Origin of the sequence: Nocardia sp. NBC_00881, from assembly GCF_045207455.1 — a bacterium.
Taxonomy (GTDB): domain Bacteria; phylum Actinomycetota; class Actinomycetes; order Mycobacteriales; family Mycobacteriaceae; genus Nocardia.
On sequence record NZ_CP108798.1, the window covers coordinates 6,969,880 to 6,996,264 of the forward strand.

At 68.0% G+C, this 26,385-nt stretch carries 25 protein-coding genes and 1 riboswitch; of the genes, 18 read left to right on the forward strand and 7 right to left on the reverse strand.

The window, feature by feature from the left end; all coding sequences use genetic code 11:
• Nucleotides 1–392 precede the first annotated feature (392 nt).
• From OH799_RS29295 to OH799_RS29305, 3 genes are read left to right on the forward strand one after another with little or no spacing between them, the layout of a single operon-like run.
• Nucleotides 393–1,151, forward strand: coding sequence for a hypothetical protein (locus OH799_RS29295; protein ID WP_406282703.1), 759 nt, complete (start codon nucleotides 393–395; stop codon nucleotides 1,149–1,151).
• The gene (locus OH799_RS29300; RefSeq protein WP_406270651.1) at nucleotides 1,148–1,303 is read left to right on the forward strand and encodes a hypothetical protein; all 156 of its coding nucleotides are present in this window, start codon (nucleotides 1,148–1,150) and stop codon (nucleotides 1,301–1,303) included. Before OH799_RS29295 ends, OH799_RS29300 begins: the two co-directional genes overlap by 4 nt.
• Complete coding sequence (locus OH799_RS29305; RefSeq protein WP_406270654.1) at nucleotides 1,285–2,892, forward strand: DNA polymerase Y family protein; 1,608 nt, start codon at nucleotides 1,285–1,287, stop codon at nucleotides 2,890–2,892. The genes OH799_RS29300 and OH799_RS29305 overlap by 19 nt, the downstream gene beginning before the upstream one ends.
• Here the strand turns inward: OH799_RS29305 and OH799_RS29310 are convergent.
• Nucleotides 2,883–3,593 (reverse strand): class I SAM-dependent DNA methyltransferase, encoded by a 711-nt coding sequence (locus OH799_RS29310; protein ID WP_406270656.1) that lies wholly within the window; start codon nucleotides 3,591–3,593, stop codon nucleotides 2,883–2,885. The genes OH799_RS29305 and OH799_RS29310 overlap by 10 nt on opposite strands.
• A gap of 207 nt (nucleotides 3,594–3,800) precedes the next feature.
• Here OH799_RS29310 and OH799_RS29315 point away from each other — a divergent pair, with 207 nt between their 5' ends.
• The gene (locus tag OH799_RS29315) at nucleotides 3,801–4,556 is read left to right on the forward strand and encodes an alpha/beta fold hydrolase (RefSeq protein WP_406270658.1); all 756 of its coding nucleotides are present in this window, start codon (nucleotides 3,801–3,803) and stop codon (nucleotides 4,554–4,556) included.
• 77 nt (nucleotides 4,557–4,633) lie between these two features.
• On the opposite strand, the gene OH799_RS29320 is transcribed toward OH799_RS29315, so the two are convergent.
• On the reverse strand, nucleotides 4,634–5,623 hold the full coding sequence (locus tag OH799_RS29320) for an SDR family NAD(P)-dependent oxidoreductase (protein WP_406270661.1): 990 nt from the start codon (nucleotides 5,621–5,623) through the stop codon (nucleotides 4,634–4,636).
• 223 nt (nucleotides 5,624–5,846) lie between these two features.
• On the opposite strand from OH799_RS29320, the gene OH799_RS29325 reads away from it, so the two are divergent.
• From OH799_RS29325 to OH799_RS29340, 4 genes are all read left to right on the forward strand, one after another.
• On the forward strand, nucleotides 5,847–6,302 hold the full coding sequence (locus tag OH799_RS29325) for a hypothetical protein (RefSeq protein WP_406270664.1): 456 nt from the start codon (nucleotides 5,847–5,849) through the stop codon (nucleotides 6,300–6,302).
• Between the two features lie 55 nt (nucleotides 6,303–6,357).
• Nucleotides 6,358–9,792 (forward strand): error-prone DNA polymerase, encoded by a 3,435-nt coding sequence (locus OH799_RS29330; protein WP_406270666.1) that lies wholly within the window; start codon nucleotides 6,358–6,360, stop codon nucleotides 9,790–9,792.
• Between the two features lie 194 nt (nucleotides 9,793–9,986).
• Complete coding sequence (locus OH799_RS29335) at nucleotides 9,987–10,985, forward strand: DUF4349 domain-containing protein (protein WP_406270669.1); 999 nt, start codon at nucleotides 9,987–9,989, stop codon at nucleotides 10,983–10,985.
• A complete protein-coding gene (locus OH799_RS29340; protein WP_357266032.1) occupies nucleotides 10,942–11,172 on the forward strand; it encodes a DUF167 domain-containing protein in 231 nt (76 codons plus the stop codon). The genes OH799_RS29335 and OH799_RS29340 overlap by 44 nt, the downstream gene beginning before the upstream one ends.
• Nucleotides 11,173–11,212: 40 nt before the next feature.
• On the opposite strand, the gene OH799_RS29345 is transcribed toward OH799_RS29340, so the two are convergent.
• Nucleotides 11,213–11,677: a tRNA (cytidine(34)-2'-O)-methyltransferase gene (locus tag OH799_RS29345; protein ID WP_406270672.1), complete on the reverse strand. Its 465-nt coding sequence runs from the start codon at nucleotides 11,675–11,677 to the stop codon at nucleotides 11,213–11,215.
• Nucleotides 11,678–12,010: 333 nt separating this feature from the next.
• Here OH799_RS29345 and OH799_RS29350 point away from each other — a divergent pair, with 333 nt between their 5' ends.
• Nucleotides 12,011–12,325, forward strand: a complete 315-nt coding sequence (locus OH799_RS29350; RefSeq protein WP_357266131.1) for a DUF3017 domain-containing protein — start codon at nucleotides 12,011–12,013, stop codon at nucleotides 12,323–12,325.
• Nucleotides 12,326–12,392: 67 nt separating this feature from the next.
• On the opposite strand, the gene OH799_RS29355 is transcribed toward OH799_RS29350, so the two are convergent.
• The 3 genes from OH799_RS29355 to OH799_RS29365 form a co-directional block, all read right to left on the reverse strand.
• Entirely contained in the window at nucleotides 12,393–13,553 is a 1,161-nt protein-coding gene (locus OH799_RS29355; RefSeq protein ID WP_406270675.1) for a homoserine O-acetyltransferase, read from the reverse strand.
• Nucleotides 13,550–13,945, reverse strand: a complete 396-nt coding sequence (locus tag OH799_RS29360; RefSeq protein WP_406270678.1) for a PLP-dependent transferase — start codon at nucleotides 13,943–13,945, stop codon at nucleotides 13,550–13,552. The genes OH799_RS29355 and OH799_RS29360 overlap by 4 nt, the downstream gene beginning before the upstream one ends.
• 82 nt (nucleotides 13,946–14,027) lie before the next feature.
• Nucleotides 14,028–14,138: riboswitch (SAM riboswitch) on the reverse strand.
• Nucleotides 14,139–14,190: 52 nt separating this feature from the next.
• A complete protein-coding gene (locus OH799_RS29365) occupies nucleotides 14,191–14,919 on the reverse strand; it encodes a TetR/AcrR family transcriptional regulator (protein ID WP_406270680.1) in 729 nt (242 codons plus the stop codon).
• A gap of 128 nt (nucleotides 14,920–15,047) precedes the next feature.
• Between OH799_RS29365 and OH799_RS29370 the strand changes: the two genes are divergently transcribed.
• Together OH799_RS29370 and OH799_RS29375 are read left to right on the forward strand one after the other, a co-directional pair.
• Nucleotides 15,048–16,565: an MFS transporter gene (locus tag OH799_RS29370; protein ID WP_406270683.1), complete on the forward strand. Its 1,518-nt coding sequence runs from the start codon at nucleotides 15,048–15,050 to the stop codon at nucleotides 16,563–16,565.
• Nucleotides 16,566–16,896: 331 nt separating this feature from the next.
• A complete protein-coding gene (locus OH799_RS29375; RefSeq protein WP_357266020.1) occupies nucleotides 16,897–18,114 on the forward strand; it encodes an NADP-dependent isocitrate dehydrogenase in 1,218 nt (405 codons plus the stop codon).
• A 144-nt stretch (nucleotides 18,115–18,258) separates the two neighbouring features.
• Here OH799_RS29375 and OH799_RS29380 read toward each other — a convergent pair whose 3' ends face one another.
• A complete protein-coding gene (locus OH799_RS29380) occupies nucleotides 18,259–19,152 on the reverse strand; it encodes an NAD(P)-dependent oxidoreductase (RefSeq protein ID WP_406270687.1) in 894 nt (297 codons plus the stop codon).
• Between the two features lie 126 nt (nucleotides 19,153–19,278).
• Here OH799_RS29380 and OH799_RS29385 point away from each other — a divergent pair, with 126 nt between their 5' ends.
• The 7 genes from OH799_RS29385 to OH799_RS29415 all read left to right on the forward strand — a co-directional run bounded on the left by OH799_RS29385 (nucleotide 19,279) and on the right by OH799_RS29415 (nucleotide 26,365).
• The gene (locus OH799_RS29385) at nucleotides 19,279–20,316 is read left to right on the forward strand and encodes a GlxA family transcriptional regulator (protein WP_406270690.1); all 1,038 of its coding nucleotides are present in this window, start codon (nucleotides 19,279–19,281) and stop codon (nucleotides 20,314–20,316) included.
• Nucleotides 20,317–20,750: 434 nt separating this feature from the next.
• Nucleotides 20,751–21,896, forward strand: a complete 1,146-nt coding sequence (locus OH799_RS29390) for an MFS transporter (protein ID WP_406282707.1) — start codon at nucleotides 20,751–20,753, stop codon at nucleotides 21,894–21,896.
• Between the two features lie 160 nt (nucleotides 21,897–22,056).
• Nucleotides 22,057–22,617 carry a TetR/AcrR family transcriptional regulator gene (locus OH799_RS29395; protein WP_406282710.1) on the forward strand — a complete coding sequence of 187 codons (561 nt, stop codon included), beginning with the start codon at nucleotides 22,057–22,059 and terminating at the stop codon, nucleotides 22,615–22,617.
• 241 nt (nucleotides 22,618–22,858) lie between these two features.
• Complete coding sequence (locus tag OH799_RS29400) at nucleotides 22,859–24,064, forward strand: lipid-transfer protein (RefSeq protein WP_406270692.1); 1,206 nt, start codon at nucleotides 22,859–22,861, stop codon at nucleotides 24,062–24,064.
• A 37-nt stretch (nucleotides 24,065–24,101) separates the two neighbouring features.
• Complete coding sequence (locus OH799_RS29405; protein ID WP_406270695.1) at nucleotides 24,102–24,536, forward strand: SRPBCC family protein; 435 nt, start codon at nucleotides 24,102–24,104, stop codon at nucleotides 24,534–24,536.
• Nucleotides 24,533–25,411: a MaoC/PaaZ C-terminal domain-containing protein gene (locus OH799_RS29410; RefSeq protein WP_406270697.1), complete on the forward strand. Its 879-nt coding sequence runs from the start codon at nucleotides 24,533–24,535 to the stop codon at nucleotides 25,409–25,411. The genes OH799_RS29405 and OH799_RS29410 overlap by 4 nt, the downstream gene beginning before the upstream one ends.
• 75 nt (nucleotides 25,412–25,486) lie before the next feature.
• Nucleotides 25,487–26,365, forward strand: a complete 879-nt coding sequence (locus tag OH799_RS29415) for an SDR family oxidoreductase (protein WP_406270700.1) — start codon at nucleotides 25,487–25,489, stop codon at nucleotides 26,363–26,365.
• Nucleotides 26,366–26,385 lie beyond the last annotated feature (20 nt).

The window sequence follows — 26,385 nt, forward strand, 5'->3', positions numbered from 1 at the left end:
GCAGGTGCGTGCGTTCGACGCGGTGTGACGCATCCGGGATTCGCCGAAGCTGGTGGCTGAGCCGGACCCGCCGGTCCCGACGCTCGCGGAGATGTGCCCTGGTGTCCGAGGCCCAGCGCGGCCACGGGGCGGCGTGCCGGGGGTCCCTCTGCCTCGATCGGCGCCTGACGACAACGGACTCGTCGCGAAATCGAGAGTCGCGGTCGGGGCGCTTGACGAAACCTGGGGGTCGGTTTCTACTGGGTCGATATCGAACGTATATTCGATACAGATCGATAGCTGGATCGGTGCTGGCCTCTCGGATTGGGCAGGCCACTCCGCATGCTTCGCCTCGGGTCCCTCGTGGGAAGTGGGTGATAGAGATGGGTTCGGATGCGACATCGCAGAAGGGGATGAGCCGGGTCGCGATGCCGCGCGGAAATCGGCGTGAAGACCCGCCTTCGCTGGCTGAACTGCGCAGAAGCATCGCCGCCGTACCCGGTCATGGCGAGTTGGCGGCGGAGCGGGTCCCGCTCGGCGCCGAAACGCGCAGAGAGGTGCTGCCGGTGCCGCCTGCGCTCGCTCCGCTGTTGCCCGGTGGTGGCTTGGTCAAGGGCTCCGTCGTGGCATACACGGGGGCCAGTTCGCTGCTGGCGGGTCTGCTTGCCGCCGTGACCGAGGGCGGTGGTCATGCCGCGGTGGTCGGGATGCCCCGGCTCGGGTTGCTCGCCGCGGTGGAGATGGGGGCTCAGCTTCGGCGGCTGGCCGTGGTCGCCGACCCCGGCCCGGACCCGGTGGAGGTGGCCGCGGTGCTGCTCGACGGGCTCGACCTGATCGTGCTCGGGCTCGGCGGCACCGCCATCCCGCCTGCCCGCACCCGGGTCATCGCGGCCCGCGCACGCAACAAGGGCGCCACCCTCGTAGTCGTCGATGGCCGCTGGCCCGGAGCGTCCCTGCAGCTCGATGCCCGCATCGCGGGCTACGTCGGTCTCGGCCGCGGTCGCGGGCGGCTGCGGTCGCTCGGCCTCGCGGTCGAGGTGCGCGGCAAGGCCGCGCCGCCGCGGCGCGGGCGGCTCGAGTTATGCCCGAACGCGGGGCGCGTGGAATGGGTGCTGCACGAAAAGTCCGCTCGAACAGTCGAAACGGCCGTGGCGCGCGAGGCGGTGTCATGAGTTCCCTGAGTCGACCCCTACGTGGCAATCGGCTTCTCGGCCGGCCGGTGTTCGTTGGGGTGGATGGTGTCACCAGCGCGGTCGGAGATATGGGCGGCGCAGGTGGTGCGGGCAATGGTACGGCGATCGACGAATGTGGTGCGGGGCCGTGATTCGGCCGAACTCGAAGCGGGTGCTCGCCCTGTGGTGTCCGGACTGGCCCGCGGTCGCCGCCGCGGCGATGGCGGAACTACCCACGACGCGGCCGGTGGCGGTGCTGTTCGCCAACCGGGTGGTGGCGTGTTCGGCGATAGCGCGGGCGGAGGGCGTGCGCCGCGGGCAGCGGCGGAGGGAGGCGCAGGCACGATGCCCCGAGCTTTTTCTCGCGCAAGCGGATCCGGATCGGGATGCGCGACTGTTCGAGCCAGTGGTCGCGGCCGTGGCCGCGACGGTGCCCGGAGTAGAGGTGCTGCGCCCCGGGCTGCTCCTGCTCGGTGCGCGCGGTGCGGCGCGGTTCTTCGGGTCCGAGGAGGCGGCGGCCGAGCGTCTCGTCGACGCGGCGGCCGCGGTCGGGGTGGAGACTCAGATCGGGATCGCCGACGAGCTGTCCACGGCGGTGATCGCGGCCCGTCGTGCCGCGATCGTGCCCGCAGGGGCGGGAGCGCGGTTTCTCGCGCCGCTGCCGGTGGGCGAACTCGCGGTCGAGCCGAGCCTGGCCGCGCCGGCGCGCGCCGACCTGGTCGATCTATTGCACCGCTTGGGTTTACGCCGAGTCGGTGATTTCGCCGCGCTGTCCACGATCGAGGTCGCCTCCCGGTTCGGAGCCGACGCTGTGCGCGCGCATCGCTGTGCGCGGGCCGAGCCGGAACGTCCACCGTCCGCGCGGCGGCCATCGCCGGATCTGGTGGTGGAGTACCGCTGCGATCCGCCGATCGAGCGGGTCGACGCCGCCGCCTTCGCCGGTCGCCTGCTTGCCACCCGCCTGCACGTCGCGCTCGCGGCTGCCGGGCTGGCCTGCACCAGACTGTCAGTGTTCGCGGAAACGGATGCGGGGGAGGAGCTTTCGCGTATCTGGCGGTGTGCCGAGCCATTGACGCCGGAGAGTACTGCGGACCGGGTGCGCTGGCAGTTGGACGGCTGGCTAACCCGGCGGGACGGTGGACGACCCACCGCACCGATCACCGTCCTGCGGCTGGAACCCGTCGAAGTGGTCGCGGCGGGCGCGCTGCAACTCGGGTTGTGGGGCGGGGTCGGCGAGGAGGACGAGCGAGCCCGTCGCGCGTTGATCCGGGTGCAGGGCCTGCTCGGCGGGGAAGCGGTGCGGGTCGGCGTGCTCAGCGGCGGACGCGGCCCCGCCGAGCGCATCACCATGGTCGCACTGGGTGACGAACTCGTCCCCGCGGCCGACCCCACGCAGCCCTGGCCCGGGCGCCTGCCCGAGCCCGCACCCGCCGTGATCCTGCTGAACCGTCCGCTGGTGCGTCTGGAAGCCGCCGACGGCACACCCGTCGAAGTCACCGACCGCGCCATGTTCGCCGCCGACCCCGCGCTGCTGCGCTGGGGAAGCAGACAGTGGCGGCTGACCGGCTGGGCGGGGCCGTGGCCGGTGGACGAACGCTGGTGGGCGCCGGATCCGGACGACACCTCTGCGGAATGCGCTGCCCGCGCACAGGTCCAACTCGACGGAGCGCCCGCCGACGTCCGGGTGCTGCTGCTGGTCTACTATGACGAAACCTGGCGCGTCGAAGGGCTTTACGGCTGAAACCCAGGGCGGGACCACACCGTCGCCATGGTGAACGGATGTCCGCGCAGCTCAGCCCATTTCGGCTTCTTCGTCAGGAACGCGTCGTCCACCAGCGCCTCGGCGACCTCGGTGAGCATCCACCCGGCGGCCAACCCGGCCGACATGTGCTCGCTGAACAGATGCAGATGCGTGCTGATCGCCACCGGCTCACCGGAGGTGCCTGTGTAGTGCGTCGGCATGCCGGACACCATGATGAATTGCGGATGGTAGCTGACCAGCACGCACAGCGCTCCTGGCGCGGCCAGCCGCCACGCCTCCGCGTAGAACGGCGCCAGTTCCGGCAGGTGTTCGTCGATCAGCGAGGCGATCACCAGGTCGTAGGCGCCCTCGGTCAGCCCTGTCGCCCGTACGTCACCTTCGGTCAGCGTGGTGTGGGCGCCGCGTTGGATGGCCTGCTCCAGCATGCCCGGGCTCAGGTCGACCCCGTCGATGTGTGAGATTCCGTGTTTCCGCAGCCAGGCTCCGGTTCGCCCGGTGCCGCAGCCCAGGTCGGCCGCCCGCCGCACCCGGCCGAGGTCCAGTCGCCGCAGTCGCCCCAGCAGTGCGAGATCCATCTCGTCCAGCACCGTCTGCTCGTAGGTCGGCGCCCATCCGTCGTACCCGCTGGCCACGTCGACGGTGCGGTAGTGGCGACGGTCGAAATCGGCGAAGGACGGCATGCGGGCGAGTATGTCTCCTGAGATCGATTCCACGCCAGGAATTTACCGACTGCGCACGTGGTGTGCTATCCGCCGAAACGGCGTGCCCACCTGGGGCTTCGGCCGCCTCGGTATTCGGCGCGCCTGATTCGGCGGCACCGCAGCACATTCGAGTGATCCGCGCTACAACTCGCGCCGGGCGAATAACGGCAAGTATTCTCGAAAGTCGTGGATCTGACGGTGGACCGGGTGGCATTCGGAGACGTGCGGATCGCCTACCGGGATTCGGGGGTGGGCGCGGTCAGCGACGTTCCCGTGATGCTGGTGCACGGCATGGGTGGCGACGGGTACACCTGGGACCGGTTCGCCCGTGTCCTGGTGCGGTCCGGGCGCCGGGTGGTCATTCCCGACCTGCGCGGACACGGTCGTAGCTCGCACACCGATTCCTACCGCTTCGACGACTTCGGCACCGACCTGCTGCGACTCTGCGATCGGCTGGACCTGACCTCGGTCGATCTGGTCGGGCATTCACTCGGCGGCTACGCGGCGTCCTGTGTCGCGCAGGAGCGGCCGGAGCTGGTGCGCAGGCTGGTCATCGAGGAGTGCCCACTGCCACTGCGCTCCGGCGCCGAGGAAATGCGGCTGACCCGCCGCTTCCCGACCGTGCCCGAACTGTGGCACGCCACGTCGAGCCTGGCCAGGCACCCGCGCGCGGTGCTCACGTTCGACCGGTCCATGACGAGGACCGCGCTGGAGCAGTTCCGCAAGCCGAACCCGGAGTGGTGGGACCGGCTCTGCGACATCACCGCGTCGACGTTGGTGCTGCGCGGCGGTCCCGGCGGCATGGTCGATCCGGAGAAGCTGCCTGCCCTGCAGGCCGGTATCCCTGACTGCACTGTGGTGGCGTTTACCTGCGGCCACAGCATCCACCGCGACCGTTACCAGGAGTTCGCCGCGGTAGTCCGCCCATTCCTGGTGGGCTGAGCACAGGGTGCGGCGTCCGGATTCTGGAGTGCGGGACACCGAACCGATCGGGCAGCACGGTGCGGCGGCTGCCGCGATTACCAGTGCGTGCCGGGAACCCAGCGGGCCGCCCGACGCAGGGCGGTGCCGGTAACGCGGCCGGCCATCGACTGCCTTCGTGGCTTCGGTCGAGAGGCGGCCGGTTCGGCATGGCCGTCGGCATGTTCGGTGTGCTCGCCCTTGGCGGCGGGGGAGTCCGGCAGGGCACGGTAGTAGCGGTGCAGGATACGGTCGCGGATATTCGGGATGATCAGGGCGCTGTATTCGGCGATGGTGCCCAGCGGCACGTCGATGCGCTTCGGGCGTTCGGTCAGTGCGCGCACGATCGTCGCGGCCGCCCACTCAGGGGACTCGGCGGGTGGGCCCTGATCGCCGCTCGGGGTGATCATCGGGGTGCGCACCAGCGGCATGTGGATGGTGGTGAAAGTGACGCCGTCGGCCATGGTTTCGATCGCGGCCACCTCGGTGAACTTGTCCAGCGCTGCCTTGCTGGCCAGATATGCCGAGAACCGGGGCGTGGCCACCTGCACGCCCGCGCTGCTGATGTTGACGATGTGCCCGAACTTACGTTCCCGCATCTGTGGCAGCAGGGCCAGCGTCAGCCGCAGCGCGCCGAAGTAGTTGACCGCCATGGTGCGTTCGAAGTCGTGCAGCCGGTCGGTGGAGCGGTGGATGGCGCGGCGGATGGATCGGCCCGCATTGTTCACCAGCATGTCGACGCGGCCGTGCTCGTTCAGGATGGTCTTGACGGTGTGCTCGACGGAGTCGGAATCGGTGATGTCGCACGGGTATGCGTAAGCGAAGCCGCCCGCGGCTCTGATCTCTTCGACCAGGGTGGTGAGTTCGTCGCCGCGCCGCGCGAGCAGGAACACGGTGGCGCCTTTGCCCGCGACGGCCAGTGCCGCGGCTCGTCCGATCCCGGAGGAGGCTCCGGTGATGAGGACATGCCGTTCGGCTAGGTCGCGGTCGCGGCGGTGGCGCCGGATCTTCCCGTGTAAGCCGGCGGTCTCAGCGGATGCGTCGGACATCGCTACCTCCTGTGCGGGGTCGAGTCGACATTAACTTACTTTGAAGTAAGTTTACTCGCCGAGTGGTCCTGGTCGCGTCCCGGATCGGGCCGCTCTCGCCGTGATGGGGTGTCGCACCGACACGATCCGCGCATTCGAGATTCCCCGTGCATGGGGAGTTCCGGCGCGGCGAGTCGGGTCGAACACTCTCGAATCAATCGAACATATGTGCGATACTCGGCGCATGGCGGACGATCGGATGGCGGAGGTTTTTGCCGCGGTGCGGCTCGGTGGCGTTGACTCGACGGCGGCGCGGCAGGCGCTGGAAAAGCTGTGGAACGAACTCGGTGAACATGCGGACGCGTTGCACCGTTGCGTCATCGCGCACTACTTGGCCGACCTGCAGGACGAGGCCGCCGATGCGCTCCGCTGGGATCAGCGGGCGCTTGCCGCGGTGTTCGGGCCCGGTATTCCGCTCGACGAAGGACTGCGCGGTTTTCTTCCCGCGCTGTATCTGAACCTGGCCGACAGTCATCGTCGCGTCGGGGAGTTCGAGGTGGCTCGGATGCAGCTGGCCATCGCTCGCGGACATCTCGACGTCCTCGCCGCCGACGCTTACGGCGCTTTGATCCGGAGTCGGCTCCGTAGCGTCGAAGCCGCCCTTGCCGTCGGTTCCGCGGAGCGACTCCCGGGCTCCTGACCGGGCTGTACAGCGGCGTTGTTCGAATGTACGTTCGATCATGAGGAGGTGTGGTATGGGCTGGGCCAACGGGCCGCCGAGCTGGGCGGAAATGGAGCGGGTGCTGTCCGGGCGGTCCGGACGAGCCGACCCGGACGCCAGGCACCCCGGCGATGGTGGCGACAGCCCGGCGTGGTCGCGCAAGCGTGTCGAGTATCGGCCCGAGCCGGTTGAGCGTGCCGACGAACCGTCGGTGCCCTACGCGGAGCTGCACGCGCATTCGGCCTACAGCTTTCTGGACGGTGCGAGCCAGCCGGAGGAACTGGTGGAGGAGGCGGTGCGGCTCGGCCTGGAAGCGATCGCGCTCACCGACCACGACGGCTTCTACGGCACCGTCCGCTTCGCCGAGGCGGCCAAGGAGTGGAGAATGCCCACGGTCTTCGGCGCCGAGCTGTCGCTCGGCGTCCAGCCCGAGCCGCGCGGTCCCGCGACGGAACGTGGGCACGCCGCCGCCGACTCGGCAGCGCGTACCGGCTCGCCGGATCCGGCCGGGCCGCACCTGCTGGTGCTCGCCCGTGGCAGGGAGGGCTACCGCCGACTGTCCCGTGCGATCGCGGCCGCGCACCTGGCCGCGGGGGAGAAGGGCATCCTGCGCTACGACGTGGACGCGCTCACCGCCGCGGCCGAGGGGCACTGGCACATCCTGACCGGCTGTCGAAAGGGGCACCTCCGCCAGGCGCTGGAGCACGACTTGCGCACCGGGAGTACACGTCTCGTGCACGCGGAGGCCGCGCTGCGTGACCTGGCCGAACGCTTCGGCGCCGAACGAGTGAGTGTGGAACTCACCCACCATGGCATCCCGGAGGACGACGAGCGCAACGCCCACCTCCTCGCCCTCGCTGATCGCCTCGGCCTGCCCGTGCTCGCCAGTACCGGAGCGCATTTCGCCGCGCCGGGGCAGCGCAGGCGAGCCATGGCGCTCGCGGCGATCCGGGCGCGGCAGAGTCTGGACGAGGTGGCGGGCTGGCTGGCGCCCGCGGGCGGCGCGCACCTGCGTTCCGGGGCGGAGATGGCGCGGCTGTTCGCCGACTGTCCCCATGCGGTGACGAACGCGGCGGAGCTGGCCCGCGAATGCGCTTTCGACCTGAAGCTGATCGCCCCGAGACTGCCGCCGTTCGACGTGCCCCCCGGACACGACGAGCAGTCCTGGCTCCGCGAACTCGCCTTAGCGGGTGCCGCGCGGCGCTACGGCCATCCGGAGCGGAACCCGCAGGCCTACCGGCAGATCGAGCACGAACTCGCGGTGATCGATGCCCTGGAGTTCCCCGGCTACTTCCTGGTGGTGCACGACATCGTCAGCTTCTGCAAGGACAACGACATCCTCTGCCAGGGGCGCGGTTCCGCGGCCAACTCCGCGGTCTGCTACGCGATCGGCATCACCAATGTCGACCCGGTGCGCAACCAGCTGCTGTTCGAGCGGTTTCTCTCCCCGGAACGCGACGGCCCGCCCGATATCGATGTCGACATCGAATCCGACCGCCGCGAAGAGGCGATCCAGCACGTCTACGCCAAGTACGGCCGCGAGTACGCCGCGCAGGTGGCCAACGTGATCACTTATCGCGGCAAGTCCGCGGTGCGCGATGCCGCACGGGCACTGGGTTTTTCGCCGGGTCAGCAGGACGCGTGGAGCAAGCAGGTGAGCCGCTGGAGCAGTGTTGAATCGGCGGCGCTCCCGGGGCCCTCCGGGGTTACGCAAGCTACCGCCTCCGAGCCCGTCGCTCGCGCCGGCGTCGGCGCCGAGTCGAACACCGACATTCCCGCCGAGGTGCTGGAGCTGGCCGCCGACATCGAGGGGCTGCCACGGCATCTGGGCATCCACTCCGGCGGCATGGTGATCTGCGACCGGCCGATCGCCGACGTCTGCCCGGTGGAGTGGGCGCGCATGCCCGGCCGCAGCGTATTGCAATGGGACAAGGACGATTGCGCCGCCATCGATCTGGTGAAGTTCGACCTGCTCGGACTCGGCATGCTTTCCGCGCTGCACTACATGATCGACATGGTGCGCGAGCACAAGGGCGAGACCGTCGAGCTGCACACGTTGGATCTGGCCGAACCCGCCGTCTACGAGATGCTGACGCGCGCGGACTCGGTAGGCGTCTTCCAAGTCGAGTCGCGGGCGCAGATGGCCACGTTGCCCCGGCTGAAACCACGGAGCTTCTACGACTTGGTGGTCGAGGTGGCGCTGATCCGCCCCGGCCCCATCCAGGGCGGTTCGGTGCACCCCTACATCCGGCGTCGCAACGGGGCGGAGGAGATTGTCTACGACCATCCCGCGCTGCGGAATTCGCTGGAACGCACTCTCGGTGTTCCGCTGTTTCAGGAACAACTCATGCAGATGGCCGTCGATGCCGCCGGGTTCACCGCCGTCGAAGCCGATCAGCTGCGCCGCGCCATGGGCTCGAAGCGGTCCCCGGAACGCATGGACCGCCTGAAGGAACGGCTCTACCAGGGCATGCGCGAGCGGCACGGCATCACCGGCGAAGTCGCCGACCGCATCTACGAGAAGCTCTACGCTTTCGCGAATTTCGGTTTTCCGGAAAGTCATTCGCAGAGCTTCGCCTCGATCGTGTTCTACTCGGCCTGGTTCAAGCTGCATCACCCCGCCGCCTTCTGCGCGGGTCTGCTGCGTGCTCAGCCGATGGGCTTCTACTCGCCACAGTCCCTGGTCGCCGACGCCCGCAGGCACGGCGTCGCGGTGCACGGCCCCGACATCAACGCCAGCCGCGCCGAACCCACCCTCGAAGCGAAGGGCACCGAGGTGCGCCTCGGCCTCGCTGCCGTCCGCCATATCGGCGCCGACCTCGCCGAACGCATCGTCGTTGCCAGGGGCGAGCGGCCCTACACCTCCTTCCTCGACCTGACCGGACGGGTGGAACTCACGGTCGCCCAAGCGGAATCCCTCGCTACGGCCGGTGCGCTCGGCAACCTCGGCAGTACGCGCCGGGAAGCCCTGTGGGCGGCGGGCGCCGCCGCCGGTGAACGTCCGGACCGGCTGCCCGGCACCGGTGCGGCCACCACCGCGCCCGCTCTGCCCGGTATGAGCGATGTGGAAATGGCCGCCGCCGACGTCTGGGCCACGGGTGTCTCCCCGGACAGCTATCCGACCCAGTTCCTGCGCCCTCGGCTCGACGCCCTCGGCGTCACACCGGCTTCCGGCCTGCTCGACGTCCCCGACGGCTCGCGCGTCCTGGTGGGCGGCGCGGTGACGCACCGGCAGCGCCCCGCCACCGCCGAGGGGGTTACCTTCCTCAACCTGGAGGACGAAACCGGGATGGTGAACATCGTCTGCTCGGTGGGTCTGTGGAGCCGCTACCGCCGTCTCGCCCAGGGCGCTCCCGCCCTGCTCATCCGCGGCCGGGTGCAAAATGCCGAGGGTGCGGTCAGCGTTGTCGCCGAACACCTGCAGCGTTTGGATCTGCGGATGGAGTCGAGATCGCGCGACTTCCGCTGATCCGAGAGATGGGCGCGCAGATCCCCGGATCTTCTGTAGGGCAAGCGCCAGTCCGAGGCCAACGTCACCAGCGCCATCCATCCGACGTCGGATAGGTGTCGGCATGGGAGGACGTCAATAGAGAAGTGCTGGAAGTGTTCTGGAGAAGGCTTATTCGTGCTGTTCGCGCCGGGTAAGCGGCTACTGTGCGATAAATGAGGAAGCTTGCTGTGCTCTGCGTCGCTGTGCTGGGTTTGACTGTGCTCGCCGGGTGCGGTGATGACGACGAGAAGTCTGTGCCTGGCCGATCGTCGACGCTGGCCACCGGGCCGGCTCCCGCGATGGTTCCTCCCGGGCTACGGGAAAAAGCGCCGCCGAAGCGGGACGACAACTCCCGCGGAGAAACGGTTTCCGTGCGCAAGGAGGTCGTCACCGGCAGTGTCGAGATCACTGCTGACGCGCCCGTCGCCGCGGCGGGCACGATCGCCGATCGGGTGCGCGAGGTAGGCGGCCGGATCGACAGCCGCACCGAGCAGCCCGGCACCGACGACGAGCCGAGCGCCACGCTCACCGTCCGGGTACCCGCCGACAAGACCGACACGTTCATCGATGCCCTCGGCGGCGTCGGGCGCGTTACCCGGGTCAGCACCAATCGGGACGACGTCACCATGCAGTGGGAGGACCTGGACGCCAGGATCAAGGCGCTACAGGCTTCGGTCGACCGGCTGCGCGCGCTTATCGCGGGCGCCACCAACACCGCCGACCTGCTCAATGCGGAGCAGGCGATGACCAGCCGACAGGGTGAGCTCGACAGCCTCACGGCGCAGAAGCGGCATCTCGACGATCAGGTCGCCCTGTCCACGCTGACCATCGATATCACCACCGGAGACAAGAAATCCGACGACGACGCCGACAACTTCTGGGACGGCATCGTCTCCGGCTGGAACTCGCTGGTGAACTGGCTCGAGGACGCGGTCGTGTTCACCGGCAAGGCCATACCGTGGCTCGGCTTCCTGTTGGTGATCGCCGCCCTGGTGTGGGGCATCGCCCGGCTGGTGCCGCGGCGTAGGAAAGCCGTGCGTGGAGGGGGAGAATCGGCACCGGCTCCCGTGGAGCCTTCGACCAGCGCCGAACCCTCGCGAGGCGCGGATACCAGCGCAGGAGACAAGGGTGACGACGGTAGTAAGGGCGACGATCAAGCCGAACAGTCGTAAGGGTCCGCTGGTGGAAACCTTCGACGACGGGAGCCTGCAACTGTACGTGCGGGCTCCCGCTGTCGAAGGCAAGGCCAACAAGGCCGCGATCGAGCTGATCGCCGAGCACTACGGGGTGCCCAAGTCCGCGGTCCGGCTGGCGGCGGGCGCCGCGTCGCGTTTCAAACGGTTCGAGATCAACGTCTGATCCGCGGTGTCGTTGACGGACAATGCTTTCCATCCGTCGTCTAGACTCCGCCGGGGAACCCCAGCTGGCGCCACGCCTCGTACACCGTCACCGCCGCCGCGTTCGAGAGGTTCATCGAGCGGCGTCCCGGCAGCATCGGGATGCGCAGCAGATCGGTGACGCGCGGATCGGTGAGCACCGCCTCGGGCAGGCCGGTGGGTTCGGTCCCGAACAGCAGCACGTCGTTCTCGCGGTACGTCACGTCGGTGAACCTGGTGGTGGCCTGCGTGGTGAACGCATAAACCCGCTTCGGGCGCAGCGCTTCCCACGCCGCCGCCAAATCGGAGTGCACCGTCACCGACGCCAGATCGTGGTAATCCAACCCGGCCCGCCGCAACTTCGGCTCGGACAGATCGAACCCCAGCGGCTCGATCAGATGAAGATGGCACCCGGTCCCCGCGACCAATCGAATCGCGTTCCCGGTATTCGGCGGGATGCACGGCTCATGGAACATCAGATGGAACACAGGGCCAGTTAATCAGGTGCCGGTGCAGCTGAGTCGAGGCCCCGGCGGCAGGCTCGAGCTGCCGCCGGGCCGTGGTAGCTGCCGAGCACCGCTCGGAATAGTGTGTGCGGCTCAGCCGCAGCTGCCCGTGCTGGGCTGGCCGGTCACGTCGGCGGTGATGACGTTCGTCGTCGACGCATAGTCGTGATTCCCGGTGGGGCATTCCTAGGCGCATGCACAACGCATGTGTATCTGTCCGTTCGGGATGGCGAAGGATGTGGCGTTGTTCCTGATGCCTGTCAGCGGAGCGGGGTGGGTGCGTCTGCAAGAATCGGAGGCGTGACCGACGCTGACATGCCCACCGCCGAACACCGGTCCGGCAGCCGCAGCCTGGGTGCGCAGTTCCTGCGCTGCCATCTGCCGATGGTCGTCGTCACAGTGGTGATTGTGGTGGCCGTGGTGTTCGTCGCCTCCGACCGGTGGCGACGTGGGGCGTTGTTCTTCGGCGGTGCGACGCTGCTGGCCGCGGCGTTCCGCCTGTGCCTGCCGACGGCGCGGGTCGGTCTGCTCGCGGTGCGCAGCAAGCCGTTCGACGTGGGTGCGCTCACCCTGCTCGGCTCGAGCATCGTGTTCCTCGCGGTCACGATCAACACGATGGGTGTCGGCTAGCGCACGATGTTTCGTGTCGGTGGCGGCTGACATTCAGGCGTACAAGCCCCGCCCGGAGGTTCGCGGCTCAGCGTCCGGACCGCAGGCCGATCCGCGCCAACCGCATGGTCTCGGTCAGCAGCTTCGAGACCGCGGCCGCCTCGGTGAGGAAACCGTCGTGCCCGTCGCGCGAGTGCACGACCTCCAGCCCGTCGCAGCCGGGTAGCAGATCAGCCAGCTCCTGCTGGGTCCAGAGCGGGTAGAGCCGATCGGAATCGACGCCACCGACCACGCAGGGCACCGGCGTGGACGCGAGCGCCGCCGCGACACCGCCGCGCTCGCGCCCGACGTCGTGGCGGTTCATCGCCTCGGTCAGCAGCACGTACGTGGCGGGATCGAAGCGCTTGCACAGCTTCTCGGCCTGGTGGTCCAGGTAGCTCTGCACCGCATAGCGGCCGCCGCGCAACGGATCCTCGTCGCCCTGGGGCTTGTTCTGGAACCGGTGGTCGAGCTCGGACTCGGTGCGGTAGGTCAGGTGCGCGATGCGCCGGGCGATGCCCATGCCGGCCATCGGGGCGCGGCCGGTGTCGTGATAGTCGCCACCCTGCCAGTCGGGGTCGGCTTTGATCGCCGCGATCTGCGTGGTCTGAGTGCCGATCTGGTCGGCGGTGGCGCGCGCGCCGACCGCGAGCACCAGCGCGGAGGCGACCCGTTCCGGCGCGCCGACCATCCACTCCAGCACCCGCATGCCGCCCATCGACCCGCCGACGACGGCGGCGAGCCGCCGGATGCCGAGCAGGTCCATCAATGCCGCCTCCGCGGTTACCTGGTCTCGGATGGAGATCTCCGGAAACCGTGCGCCCCAAGGCTTTCCGTCCGGATCGCGGGTGGACGGGCCAGTGCTGCCCATGCAGCCGCCGAGCACGTTCGTCGCGATCACGCACCATTCGTCGGTGTCCAGCGGCGCGCCGGGACCGACCATCCCGTCCCACCAGCCCGGCAGCGGGTGGATGTCATCGGCCCTGCCGACGACGTGCGAGTCGCCGGTCAGCGCGTGTTCGACAAGCACGACATTGTCCAGCGCGGGGGAGAGCTCACCCCAGCGCTGCACCGCCAAGTGGACGTCCGGCACGACCGCGCCGCTCTCCAGGAGCGCATCCCCGATGGCGATGATGCCGAGCCGCCCGTCTGGAGGCGGCTGTACCACGCCGGACGAACAGGCGATATTCGGTTCGATACGCACGGTCACGCCGCAGCCGCCGCGAAACCGGCGCGAGGGTCGGTGTCGGAATCTCGGATACCAACTGTCGGGCGGACCAGGCGGTGGATAGCTCCGGAGGCCGATCTCTCGTCGGGTGCCAGGTGAGAATGCGTCCTCGACGCGGGGTCCATCACGAGAGAACGCACATCCCCGATGTTAGCCACAAGGCTCTGCGGGGCCGATCCGTCGACGAACTTCTTGCCCGCGCCGACGCCGCCGCGCGGCGCGAACGCGGCGACCGTGCCATTCGGGACCAGTCGCTGCGTGTGCGGGCGAGCGCTCGTCATGCCGGAACGAACCTGTCCGAGCTGGATCTGCTCAGTGCCGAACGGCACCTGCGCCAGGTAGTTTCCGGTCGCGGGCGCGGTGAAATCACTCATGGTTTTGCTCCAAAGCAGGTGTTCGCCGGTACTGAAGGGTTATCCCGGTATGTGTGAACAACAACACATTTCGGCGACCTCCTGTGCGCGCTTGCTCCCGACTTTCGGGAGCCAGGTCATCACCCGGAGCACCCCGCCGCAGCTGGAGGGTTGCCGGCCAGCGAGCCGGGGCTTGGCGCTGGCACTCATGACCTTTTCGGCATCATAGCTGGCAGGCGGTCAGCCTTAGAAATCTTCCGGCGAACTCACTGGCCATCGCTGGTTCGCGCGACGCAGCAGGTGCGTACGAACTCGTCGAAGGTGGCGATGAACGCGGCGCGTCCTGCCGCGGCCGCGGCCGCGGTCGCAAGGTCGTCCTGAACGAACGCCTCGCCTGAGCACTCCATGCCGACGTGGCCGATCAGCTGCCAGGTTCCGACGATCAGGCGCACCGCGGGTGAGTCGGGTTCGGTGCCGAGCCGCTCGGCCACCACGGCCGCGATCGCGGCGGTCTTGTCGTCGGCCTGTTCGAGGCTGCGCGCGCTGACCGACGGGTTGCTGCGCAGAATCCGCTGCATCTGCTGGAACTGCCGGAACGAGATCGGTCCCGTGTTGCCTTCGTCGGCAGCCTGGCCCACCACGTGCAAGAACGCCTCGCGCAGCGACTCGAGTTCGTTGCCTGCGACCGGAAGGTCGCGCAGAGTCTCGGCGACGGCGAGCCCGAAGTCCTTCACCGGGCCGAGGACGATGTCCTCTTTGCTGTCGAAGTAGCGGTTGATCGTTCGCGGCGAGACATCGGCGGCGTTGGCGATCTGCTCGACCGTTGTCGCGTCGAAGCCCTGGGTGTCACACAGGTCGAGGCCGGCCTCGATGATGCGCAGCCTGGTCTGCTGCTTCTTGCGTTCGCGCAGGCCGGGCTGCCCCGGGTTCGCTGGTGGGCTCGCGGAGGTGTCCGCCGCTGCGCTCGCGCCGATCGGCGCTGATGACTCGAGCATGTGCACATCGTATCGCGATCTGACAGTTTCATGTCTAGAACGGCCAAATGTCGGATTGCGACATTTTTCTCTTGACGACAAATGTCGCTAAATGACAGGATGGCTCCACTACTTCGACCAACGAGGAGATGACGGTGACCGAGACTGCGAAAGCGGTAGACGTTCCGGAAAGACAGGGCAGTTCGGCGCGCTGGCTTGCGCTGGGGGTGATCGCATTAGCCCAGCTCATGGTGGTTCTGGACGCCACGATCGTGACCATCTCGCTGCCGTTCGCCCAGCGCGATCTCGATATCAGTGACGGCAACCGGCAATGGATGCTCACGGCCTACACGCTGATCTTCGGCGGCCTGCTGCTGCTGGGCGGTCGGCTGGCCGATTACCTGGGGCGGCGCCGGATCTTCCTCATCGGGCTGGTCGGCTTCGCAGGGGCCTCCGCTCTGGCCGGTCTCGCGCAGAATGGCGCCGAGATGTTTGCCGGGCGTGCGCTCCAGGGTGCGTTCGCCGCACTGCTCGCGCCGGCCGCGCTCTCGCTGCTGTCGGTGACCTTCACCGAACCCGGTGAGCGCGCCAAGGCCTTCGGCCTGTTCGCCGGCGTCTCCGCCGGCGGCGCGGCGCTCGGATTGATCGCGGGCGGCGCACTCACCGAGTACGCCTCCTGGCGCTGGTGCCTGCTGGTCAACACGCCGGTCGCGTTGCTCGCGTTGCTCGGCGCGCTGGCCTGGGTGGTGAAGGACGTGCCGACGCCGCGCAGCGGAGGTTACGACGTGCCGGGCGCCCTCACCGTGACGACGGGCCTGATCGCCATTGTGTACGGCTTCAGCCGCGCCGCCGACGACGGCTGGCTGGCGGGCAGCACCCTCGCGCTGCTCATCGTGGGGCTGGGCTTGCTCATCGCCTTCGTCGCGATCGAACGGCGCTCGTCGAACCCGCTGTTGCCGCTGCACATTCCTGGGGAGATCAACCGGGGTGGCGCGTTCCTTGCCGCGCTGCTCATCCCGATCGCCATGTTCGCGATGTTCCTGTTCCTGAGCTACTACTTCCAGATCACGCTCGGCTACTCCGCGCTGAAGGCAGGCTTCGCGTTCCTGCCCTTCCCGGCGGGCATCGCGATCTCCGCGGGCGTCACCAGTGCGTTGCTGCCCAAGCTCGGGCCGCGTCCGCTGATGGTGGGCGGCGCCGTGCTCGGGGTCATCGGCCTGGTGCTGCTCGCGCAACTGGGCTTCGGCGACAGTTACCTCGCGGGTGTGCTGCCCGCGCAGGTGTTGATCGCGCTGGGCATGGGTCCGCTGTTCGTCGGCATGCAGACCGTTGCCCTGCATCAAGTGGAGGAAGAGGACTCGGGTGTGGCCTCCGCGCTGCTGAACGCGGCGCAGCAGGTCGGCGGCGCGGTCGGCACAGCGTTGCTGACCACCATCTCGGTGCAGGTCGCCAAGACCTTCGCGGCGAACAATCCAGCCATCGACAACTTGGCCGCGCGTGCCGCGATCCACAGCTACGACGTGGCCTTCTATGTCGGCGCCGGGTTCTTCCTCGCGGCTATCCCGGTCATCGCCCTCATGATCCGGGATCGGCCCGAGAGCCTGATCGAAGGCTCCGAACAAGGCGCTGCAGGCGCCTCGGACGCCCGGGTTCCGGTCGCCGTCTGATTCGGTCGCACGAGGTCCGCGTATCGCACCGGCGATGCGCGGACCTCGTCGTTTTCCTGTGCGTCGCGGTATCGAGGGGTTGCCGACGGCAACGGTCGTTGCGCGCCGCGAAGATGCCGCCCTACCAACCGGTAACTCGTGGCCCGGCTCACCCCGGGGGCTACCCGCGCGGTGAGATCTTCGGAAGCAGTACGCTTGTCTTGTTTGCACCAGAAGTCTCGCGGACAACGCGGGACATATACGTTGTCTGTTGGAACAGCTGGGGTCCGCTCACAAGCGTGTTCGCCTGGCCGTGCAATAAGGGCACCATCCTAGGAGGACACGAAGATCCATGTCCAAGATCAAGGTTGAAGGCACCGTCGTCGAACTCGACGGCGACGAGATGACCCGGATCATCTGGCAGTTCATCAAGGACAAGCTGATCCACCCGTATCTCGATGTGAACCTGGAGTATTACGACCTGGGCATCGAGTACCGGGACAAGACGGATGACCAGGTCACGATCGACGCCGCTGAGGCCATCAAGAAGCACGGCGTCGGCGTGAAGTGCGCCACCATCACACCGGACGAGGCGCGCGTCAAGGAATTCGGCCTGAAGAAGATGTGGCGGTCGCCGAACGGCACCATCCGCAACATTCTTGGCGGGACCATCTTCCGTGCCCCGATCATCATTTCCAACGTTCCGCGGCTGGTGCCGGGCTGGACCAAGCCGATCATCATCGGCAGGCACGCCTTCGGCGACCAGTACCGCGCCACCGACTTCAAGGTGTATCAGGCGGGCACGGTCACCGTGACCTTCACTCCTGACGACGGCAGCGAGCCGATTCAGCACGAGGTCGTGAAGATGCCCGAGGACGGCGGTGTCGTGCTCGGCATGTACAACTTCAAGAAGTCCATCGAGGACTTCGCGCGGGCGTCGTTCAACTACGGCCTGCAGCAGAACTATCCGGTGTACCTCTCCACGAAGAACACCATCCTGAAGGCCTACGACGGCATGTTCAAGGACACCTTCCAGGACGTCTTCGACGCCGAGTTCAAGACCCAGTACGACGCGGCGGGCCTCACCTACGAACACCGCCTGATCGACGACATGGTCGCCTCGTCCATGAAATGGGAGGGTGGTTACGTCTGGGCCTGCAAGAACTATGACGGCGACGTGCAGTCCGACACCGTCGCGCAGGGCTTCGGTTCGCTCGGCCTGATGACCTCCGTGCTGCTGACCCCGGATGGCCGCACCTGCGAGGCCGAGGCCGCGCACGGCACCGTCACCCGGCACTACCGCCAGCATCAGCAGGGCAAGCCGACCTCGACCAACCCGATCGCGTCGATCTTCGCCTGGACCCGCGGCCTCGAGCACCGCGGCAAGCTGGACAACACTCCTGAGGTCATCGGCTTCGCGCAGACCCTGGAGGACGTCGTCATCAAGACCGTCGAGGGCGGGCAGATGACCAAGGACCTCGCGCTGCTCGTCGGCGGGGACCAGGGCTACCTGAGCACCGAGGAGTTCCTCGGCGCGCTGGACGCCAACCTGGCTCACGCGCTGCGCTGAGCCGACCTGGAGTCTCGGCGGCGAGCTGCGTGCCGAGACATAACGCACGGCCGACTCCGGCGCTGGGTAGGTACCCAGCGCCGCGCTGAACGGAATCGGGCACCCGACCCTGTGGTGGAACGGGTGCCCGGACCGTTTCCCGGGTCAGTTCCGGCTCGCCGCACCGCTGCCGATCAGGCCGGCGACGGCACGGGTGAAACTCGCCGAACCGTTGCCGCGTTCGACTTCCGCGTCGAACAGTCGCTGCAGCGGGTCGAGCAGATCCGTAGGCACGCCCTGGGTGCGGCTGACTGTTCGGATATTGGCCAGGCCCGCCTGGTTGACCGCCAGGTCGGAGTAGTTGACCGGGAACTTCCCGGAGTCGACTTCCGCGGCGAGTACCGGCAGCATGTCCAGCAGTGCGCGGAACCATGGGACAAGGAAGCTGTCGGTGAATTCGCCCGCAGTGAAATTCTCGCTGCCCACCATCGCGACGGCCTGGAAGAAGCCGCCGAACATGCCGTACATGCCCGCGAGCACCGCCATGTCGTGCAGTCCTGCCAGGCCGGCGTCCGCACCGAGGTACTTCGCGTTCCCGAGTTCGACGATGGTGTCGGCGTGCTCGGCCTGCGCGATGGGGGAGCCGCTGTACACCAGCAGGGTGTCGGGCGTGCCGAGGGTCTGCGGCACCCCCAGGATGCCGCCGTCCAGGAAGTAGCCGCCGCGGCCGCTGAGCGCGACGCCCAGTGCGCGCGCCTCGTCCGGGCGTCCGGTGGCAACGTTCAGGATGGTGCGCCCGTCCAGTCCACCCGGTGTCGAGCCGAGCAGGGCGGCGGCCCCGCCGGTGTCGGCCACCGCGACCACGACCAGCCTGCCCGCGGCGATCGCCTCGGCGGGTGTCGGCGCCCTTCGCGCGCCCAGCTCCGCGAGCCGGGTTCCCTTGTCGGCGGACCGGTTCCACACGGTGGTCGGGTGGCCGTTGCGTAGGAAGATCTCGGCGATCGTCGCGCCGATGCGCCCCAGGCCGAGGACGGTCACCGGAGTCCGGTTGTCGTTCATTGGTTCCTCCGTCGGTTCGTGAGTTCGAGTGTGCGGGGCGCCCGGAGACCAGTCTCGGTGCTCCGGGCGGCGTGGAGTGAGTGGCAGAACTGCCCATAATCGAACGCTTCCTGCCATGCTGGTGGTATGACTGGTCGAACCGTCGCGATGGCACTCGCTCCCGGCGCCCTGCATCCCTGGGATCTCTACGAGCTGGGCGTGGTGGCCTCGATCTTCGGCACGCCGCAGCCCGATCTGGCCGACCCGTGGTACGACTTTCGCGTTTGCTCGGTGACGTCGGCGACGGACGCGCAGCCGATGGGCTTCGGCGCGTTCCTGCGGCCGGAGTACGGGCTGGCGGAACTGCTGGAGGCCGACACGGTCATCGTCCCTTCGGTCGCGCAGGACTGCGTCACCGCCGAACGTGAATTGCCGCGGGAACTGCTCGACGCCCTTGTCGAAGCGCATCGCCGCGGCGCGCGCATAGTCGCCCTGTGTGACGGCACGTTCGCCCTCGCCGCCGCCGGGATCTTGCACGGGCGCCGGGTCACCGCGCACTGGGAACACGCGCCCCTGCTGGCCAAGCGCTACCCGAGTATCGAGGTCGACGGCTCGGTGCTCTATGTCGACGATGACGACATCCTCACCAGCGCGGGCATGACCGCCGCGCTCGACCTCTGTCTGCACCTGGTCCGGCGGGATCTCGGTGCGGTTGTCGCCAATGGGCTGGCCCGGCGCATGGTGATCCCGCCGCACCGCTCCGGAGGGCAGGCGCAGTTCGTCGACCTGACCATTCCGGCGCGCACGGAGGACGATCTCGGCCCTGTGCTGCAATGGGCCATCGCGCACCTCGACGAGCCGCTCACCGTCGAGACCCTCGCCGCCAAGGCCAATATGAGCCAACGCACCTTCCACCGCCGCCTGCAGCAGTCCACCGGCGTTACCCCGATGCAGTGGCTGCTCGGCCAGCGCCTCGCGCACGCCCAATCCCTGCTGGAATCGACCGATTACGGCATCGAACGAATCAGCCGCATGTCCGGCCTCGGCACCGCCACCAACCTGCGCCGCCACTTCTCCGGCGTCATCGGGGTTACTCCGGCGGAATACCGCCGCACTTTCCAGCGGCGCTCGCCGGCCGGTTCCGGTGCGGGTAGGAAGCCCCGGGTCGGATCGGCGGCGGACTGAAGCGCTCCACGCATCAGTCTCTCGCCTATTAGCGAATTCTCTTGTCTGGCAGCGAAACACGCAGGCGCGTGCGTCGGCGGCCTTGTGATCGCCGCGGGCTTCGGCTGCACTACCCCGTCACCGTGGGCGTCTCCCTCGCGGTTCTCGGCATTCTCCCGCGGGTCCGTCGTGGGGCCTGCGCTCGCGGGAGCCACCGTCTACTGCTGTCGGGGCAGCAGCTGTGGCGCCGTCCTTGTCACGTGCGGGAGGTTCGTCCCTTTGTGGCTTCCGGAGCGGGCCTACATGATTTCTCGATGGCACGGTGGTCGAACTCACGTCTGCTCCAGGAAGCGGATTCGCCTGCCGAGCGGTTGCACGACCGTGTGACCCCAGTAGCTATTCGTACGCTCGTACCTCCCGACAAGGCCGAGCGGACTACTTGGCACATTCCCGCCATGCTGGCGCTGGCGCTCGGCGGATTCGGGATCGGCACAACCGAATTCGTCACTATGGGTTTGCTGCCAGACATCGCTTCCGCCATGCGAATCTCCGAACCGATCGCGGGCCACGCGGTGTCGGCCTACGCGCTCGGTGTGGTTGTCGGCGCTCCGGTGATCGCCGCACTGTGCGCGCGAGTTCCGCGCAAGCGATTGCTCGTCGCGCTGATGGTCGCGTTCACCCTCGGTAACGTGGCTACAGTGCTGGCGCCCTCGTTCCAGACGCTGGTGCTCGCGCGGTTCGTCTCCGGGTTGCCGCACGGCGCCTACTTCGGTGTCGCCTCGCTCGCCGCCGCCACGCTCGCCCCGGTGGGGCAGCGCGCCAAGGCGATTGCCGCAGTTATGCTGGGGTTGAGCGCCGCCAATGTCGTCGGCGTTCCCGCCGCCACCTGGCTCGGCCAGCATCTCGGCTGGCGCGACGCGTTCGTGGTGGTCGCGATGATCGGCGTCGCCACCGTCGCGGCCCTGATCCGTTTCGTCCCGGAACTCACCGGCATCACAGCGACCAACCCGATGACCGAACTCGGCGCGCTGCGTCGCCCGCAGGTGCTGTTGACCCTGCTGGTCGGTGCCGTCGGCTTCGGCGGCATGTTCGCCGTCTACACCTACATCGCGACCACGCTCACCGAGGTCGCGGGAATGCGGGCCGGGCTGGTGCCCGTGGTGCTGATGCTGTTCGGCGTCGGCATGGTGGTCGGCAACATCGTCGGTGGCGTGCTGGCCGACCGCGGCGTCGACCGTACGATCTACGCGGCCATGATCGCCATGGCGGTCATCCTCGCCGGTTTCGTCGCCGCCGCGCACAACCCGTATGCCGCGGCTGTCGGAGCATTCCTGGTCGGCGCCTCGGGAGCCATGTTGTCGCCTGGCCTGCAGACCCGCCTGATGGACGTCGCCGCCGACGCCCAAACACTCGCCGCCGCCCTGAACCACGCCGCTCTGAACACCGCCAACGCCGTCGGTGCCTGGCTAGGTGGTGTCGTCATCGCCGCGGGCCTCGGCTATTCCGCCCCCGCCATTGTCGGCGCGGGTCTCGCTGTGCTCGGCATCCTCCTCTTCCGCCTCACCACCTGGATCGCCCGCCGCCACACCACGCACTTCTGATCCCAGCGTGTGCGGCACCTGGTTGGGGCATCGGAGGAGAGGTCCCCTTGCCATCCGCTCGGCAGAACATACAGAGCTGTATGTAAGTGTAGGATTGGCGGATGGTCAGGGTGTACCGGTGAAGCAGCAGCGGCGTACGCAGGAGCAGCGCAGCACCGAGATGCGCACTCGGCTGCTGGACGCGACGGTGGATTGCCTGGTCGAGTACGGATACGCGGGCACAACCACTCCCCGGGTGGCCGAGTGGGCGGGAGTGACCCGCGGGGCTCAGGTGCACCACTTCGGCTCGAAGACCGATCTGGTGGTCGCCGCGATCAGCCATTTGGCGCAACTGCGCGCCGAGACCGCGATGCGAGAGATGTCCCGGGTCGAGGACGGCGCGGATCCGGTCCCGGCGGCGCTGGACTTCCTGTGGGAGCTGCACCAGGGCCCGCTGTTCATCGCGACCGTCGAGCTGTGGGTGGCCGGGCGGACCGATCCGGTGCTCGCCGCGGCGATGCAGAAGGTCGAGCCGTTCGTCAACAACGCGGTCCTGATGGCGGTCGCCCGCTTCGTGCCGGACGATGTACGCCGCAAGGAGGCGCGCGACTTCATCTACACCGCGATGGACGCGCTGCGCGGCATCCTGATCTCGAACTTCATCGACCCGGATGTCGAACGTGCCCACCGCCGCTGGCATCGTGCCTGCGCTCACCTCCGCGAGATCGCCGCCGCCGAATAGTCGGTACGCCCGGATCGAGACTTCGGGATGTCCGACTCGCCATATGGACCTTGTTCCCGAACTGTCGCGCGGCATGGCTACTCACAAAAGTCTGTGAACCCCTGGCTATTGGGCGCGCTCGGCGCGACACCCTTGCGCACTTACATACATATTTGTATGTTTGTTTCAGCTGGATCGGGCCGGATCGGCCTATGACCATCCGCCGTGCGGGCCGCGGAGCGCGCACTATCTGAGGAGTTCGATGTCGAAAAGGGTCTACGTCGTCGGCGTCGGCATGACGAAATTCGAGAAGCCGGGCCGCCGCGTGAACGACGACGGCAGCAACTGGGATTACCCACACATGGCCAAGGAATCGGGGACCAAGGCGCTCGCGGACGCCGGCGTCGCCTACGACCTGGTGGAGCAGGCCTACGTCGGCTACGTCTACGGCGAGTCCACCTCGGGACAACGCGCCGTCTACGAACTCGGCCTCACCGGCATCCCGGTGATCAACGTGAACAACAACTGCTCCACCGGCTCGACCGCGCTCTACCTCGCGGCGCAGGCGATCCGGGGTGGGCTGGCCGACTGCACGCTGGCGCTGGGCTTCGAGAAGATGCAGCCCGGCTCGCTCGGCTCCACCTGGGACGATCGCGAGCAGCCGATGGCCAAGCACGTCATGGCGCTCGCCGAGATCTCCGAAGTGCTGTTCCCAGTGGCACCGTGGATGTTCGGCGCCGCGGGCCGCGAGCACATGAAGCAGTACGGCACCACCGCGGAGCACTTCGCGAAGATCGGCTACAAGAACCACAGGCACTCGGTGCACAACCCGTACTCCCAGTTCCAGGACGAGTACACGCTCGACGACATCCTCGGGTCGCGGATGATCTACGACCCACTCACCAAGCTGCAGTGCTCGCCAACCTCCGACGGGTCCGGCGCGGTGATCCTGGCGAGTGCGGACTTCGTGAACAAGCACGATCTCGCCGCGCAGGCGGTGGAGATCGTCGGCCAGGCGATGACCACCGACTTCGCCTCCACCTTCGACGGCACCGCCAAGAACCTCATCGGCTACGACATGAACGTCCGGGCCGCGCGGAAGGTCTATCAGCAGGCCGGGCTCGGCCCCGAGGACTTCCAGGTCATCGAGCTGCACGACTGCTTCTCGGCCAACGAACTGCTGTTGTACGAAGCTCTGGGCCTGTGCGGCGCGGGCGAGGCAGGGAAGCTGATAGACGACAACCTGACCACCTACGGCGGCAAGTGGGTCGTGAACCCCTCCGGCGGCCTGATTTCCAAGGGTCACCCACTCGGCGCCACCGGTCTGGCGCAGTGCTCCGAACTGACCTGGCAGTTGCGCGGCACCGCGGACAAGCGGCAGGTGGACAACATCACCGCCGCGCTCCAGCACAACATCGGCCTCGGCGGCGCCGCGGTCGTCACCGCCTACCAGCGCGCCGACCGCTGAATGCGGCTATCGCCGCACCCGACGAGGAGTAGAAGATATGGGACACATCGAAGCCACCAAGGATGTCAACGCCGCTCCCGAGGCGCTGTGGGCGGTCGTCTCCGACCCACAGACCTGGGACAAGTGGTTTACCATCCACGAGCGCTTCATGGAGGAGCCGCCTGCCGTGCTGAGTGAGGGCGACAAGCTGATCGCCAAGATCGTGATGCTCGGTATGGCGAACAAACTGGAGTGGACCATCGTTTCGGTCGCCGCGCCGAACAAACTCACCCTCGGCGGCACGGGTATGGCCGGGGTGAAGACCGAATTCACCTTCGACATCCAGCCCAAGGGCAACGGGAGCACGATCTCGGTGTCCGGCGATTTCGAGGGGGCGCTGATCAAGGGCGCGCTGGGTAAGGCGGTCGAGAAGGATGGCACCAAACAGCTCGATCGGTCGCTCGAGCAGCTCGACGCGCTTGCCGCGGTATGAGCACCGAGACCACGGCTGCCCGCGTTGTCGAGTTCGACGACGCGGGCCTGGAAACCTGGTGTGACGAAGAGCGTTTCGAGGTCACCGGCGCGCGCATCGCGGAATACGCCGCCGCGACCAACGATCCGATCGTCGCGCACTCGGCGGGGGCGGTGGCCCCGCCGGTCTTCGCCATCGTCCCCGTCTTCGAGGCCATGATGATGCCCGTGATCGACGTCGCGCCGATGGACATCTTCGGCCGGGTCGTGCATGGGGAACAGGACTTCCACTGCCATCGGGCGATCCTGCCCGGCGATCGGCTGGTGTCACGCGCCAAGGCGATCGGATACACCAGCCGCTCCAACGGGACGGCCATCACCATTCTCATCGAATGCCGCGGCGAGACAGGCGAATTAGTCAACGAGCAGTATCTGACCGCCTTCTTCCGCAATATCGACGCGGGAAAGACTGTCGGGGAGGCTGCTCCCACACACAAGTTCGACGAGCGGCTGTGCGCGCAGGAGCCGATCGCGGTCGTGCCGCAGCACGTCGACGACAATCAGACCTTCCGCTACGCATCGGCGTCCGGCGATCCGGTGCCGCTGCACCTGGACGAGCAGGTGGCCAAGGACGCCGGGCTGCCCGGCATCATCGCGCACGGGCTGTGCACCATGGCCTTCGCGTCCTGGGCGGTGCTCAGCGAGGTGGGGGGCTCGGAGGTGCGTCGGCTGAAGCGATTCGCGGTGCGATTCGCGAAGCTGGTCTTTCCTGGAGACGATCTGGAGACCCGCATCTGGAAGGTCGGATCGGCCGACGGCGTGACCACCTACGCGTTCGAGACCGTGCGCGGCGCGGACGTCGTCCTCAGCGACGGACTGGCGGAGATCGCCGACTGATTTCGGCGGCATTTCGGTGTCCGCCGGAGCGCCGCAGTATTCACACACCCCATCGCCGGATGAAGGAGACAACATATGGGTGCACTGGCCGGACGGGTCGCCGTTATCACCGGTGCAGGCCGCGGCATCGGCCGCGAACACGCACTGCTGTTCGCGAAGGAAGGCGCCGCCGTGGTCGTCAACGACCGCGGCGGCAGCAATGCGGGTGAGGGGACCGACAGCGGACCCGCACAGGATGTCGTGAACGAGATCGTCGCCGCGGGCGGGAGGGCGGTCGCCGACACCGTCGACGTCGCCACCTGGGAAGGTGCGAAGAACCTTGTCGCACACGCTATTTCGAAGTTCCACCGGCTCGACATCGTGGTCAACAACGCGGGCATCCTGCGTGACGCCTTCCTCGCGGGCATGAACGAGGCGCAGTGGGACGCGGTGATCGCCGTGCACCTCAAGGGCCATGCCGCAGTGCTGCACCATGCCGCCGCGTACTGGAAGGAACAATCCAAGGCGGGCAGGCAGCCGAACGCCGCGGTGATCAACACGGCCTCGGCCTCCGGCACCACCGTGCCGAACGCGGGCCAGGCCAACTACGGTGCGGCCAAGGCGGGGATCGCCGCGCTGACCCTGGTCGCCGCTGACGAGTTGGCGCGCTACGGCGTGCGCGTCAACGCGATCGCACCGATCGCGCGCACCCGCCTCACCCTGGCCACGCCGGGTATGGGCGAGATCATGGCGGCCGAGGCCGAAGCCGTCGACGACGGCGGTTTCGACGCCTTCAGCCCCGCCAATATCTCGCCACTGGTGGCCTACCTGGCCGGCGACAAGTGCTCGCTCACCGGCAAGGTGTTCGCGGTGCAGGGCGGCGCCATTTCCGAGCTGGTCGGTTGGCACGACGTGAAGACCATCGAGACCGAGGGGCCATGGATGATCGACGACATCGCCGCCCGGCTGCCCTGAGCGCGCGGGAACGTTAGGAG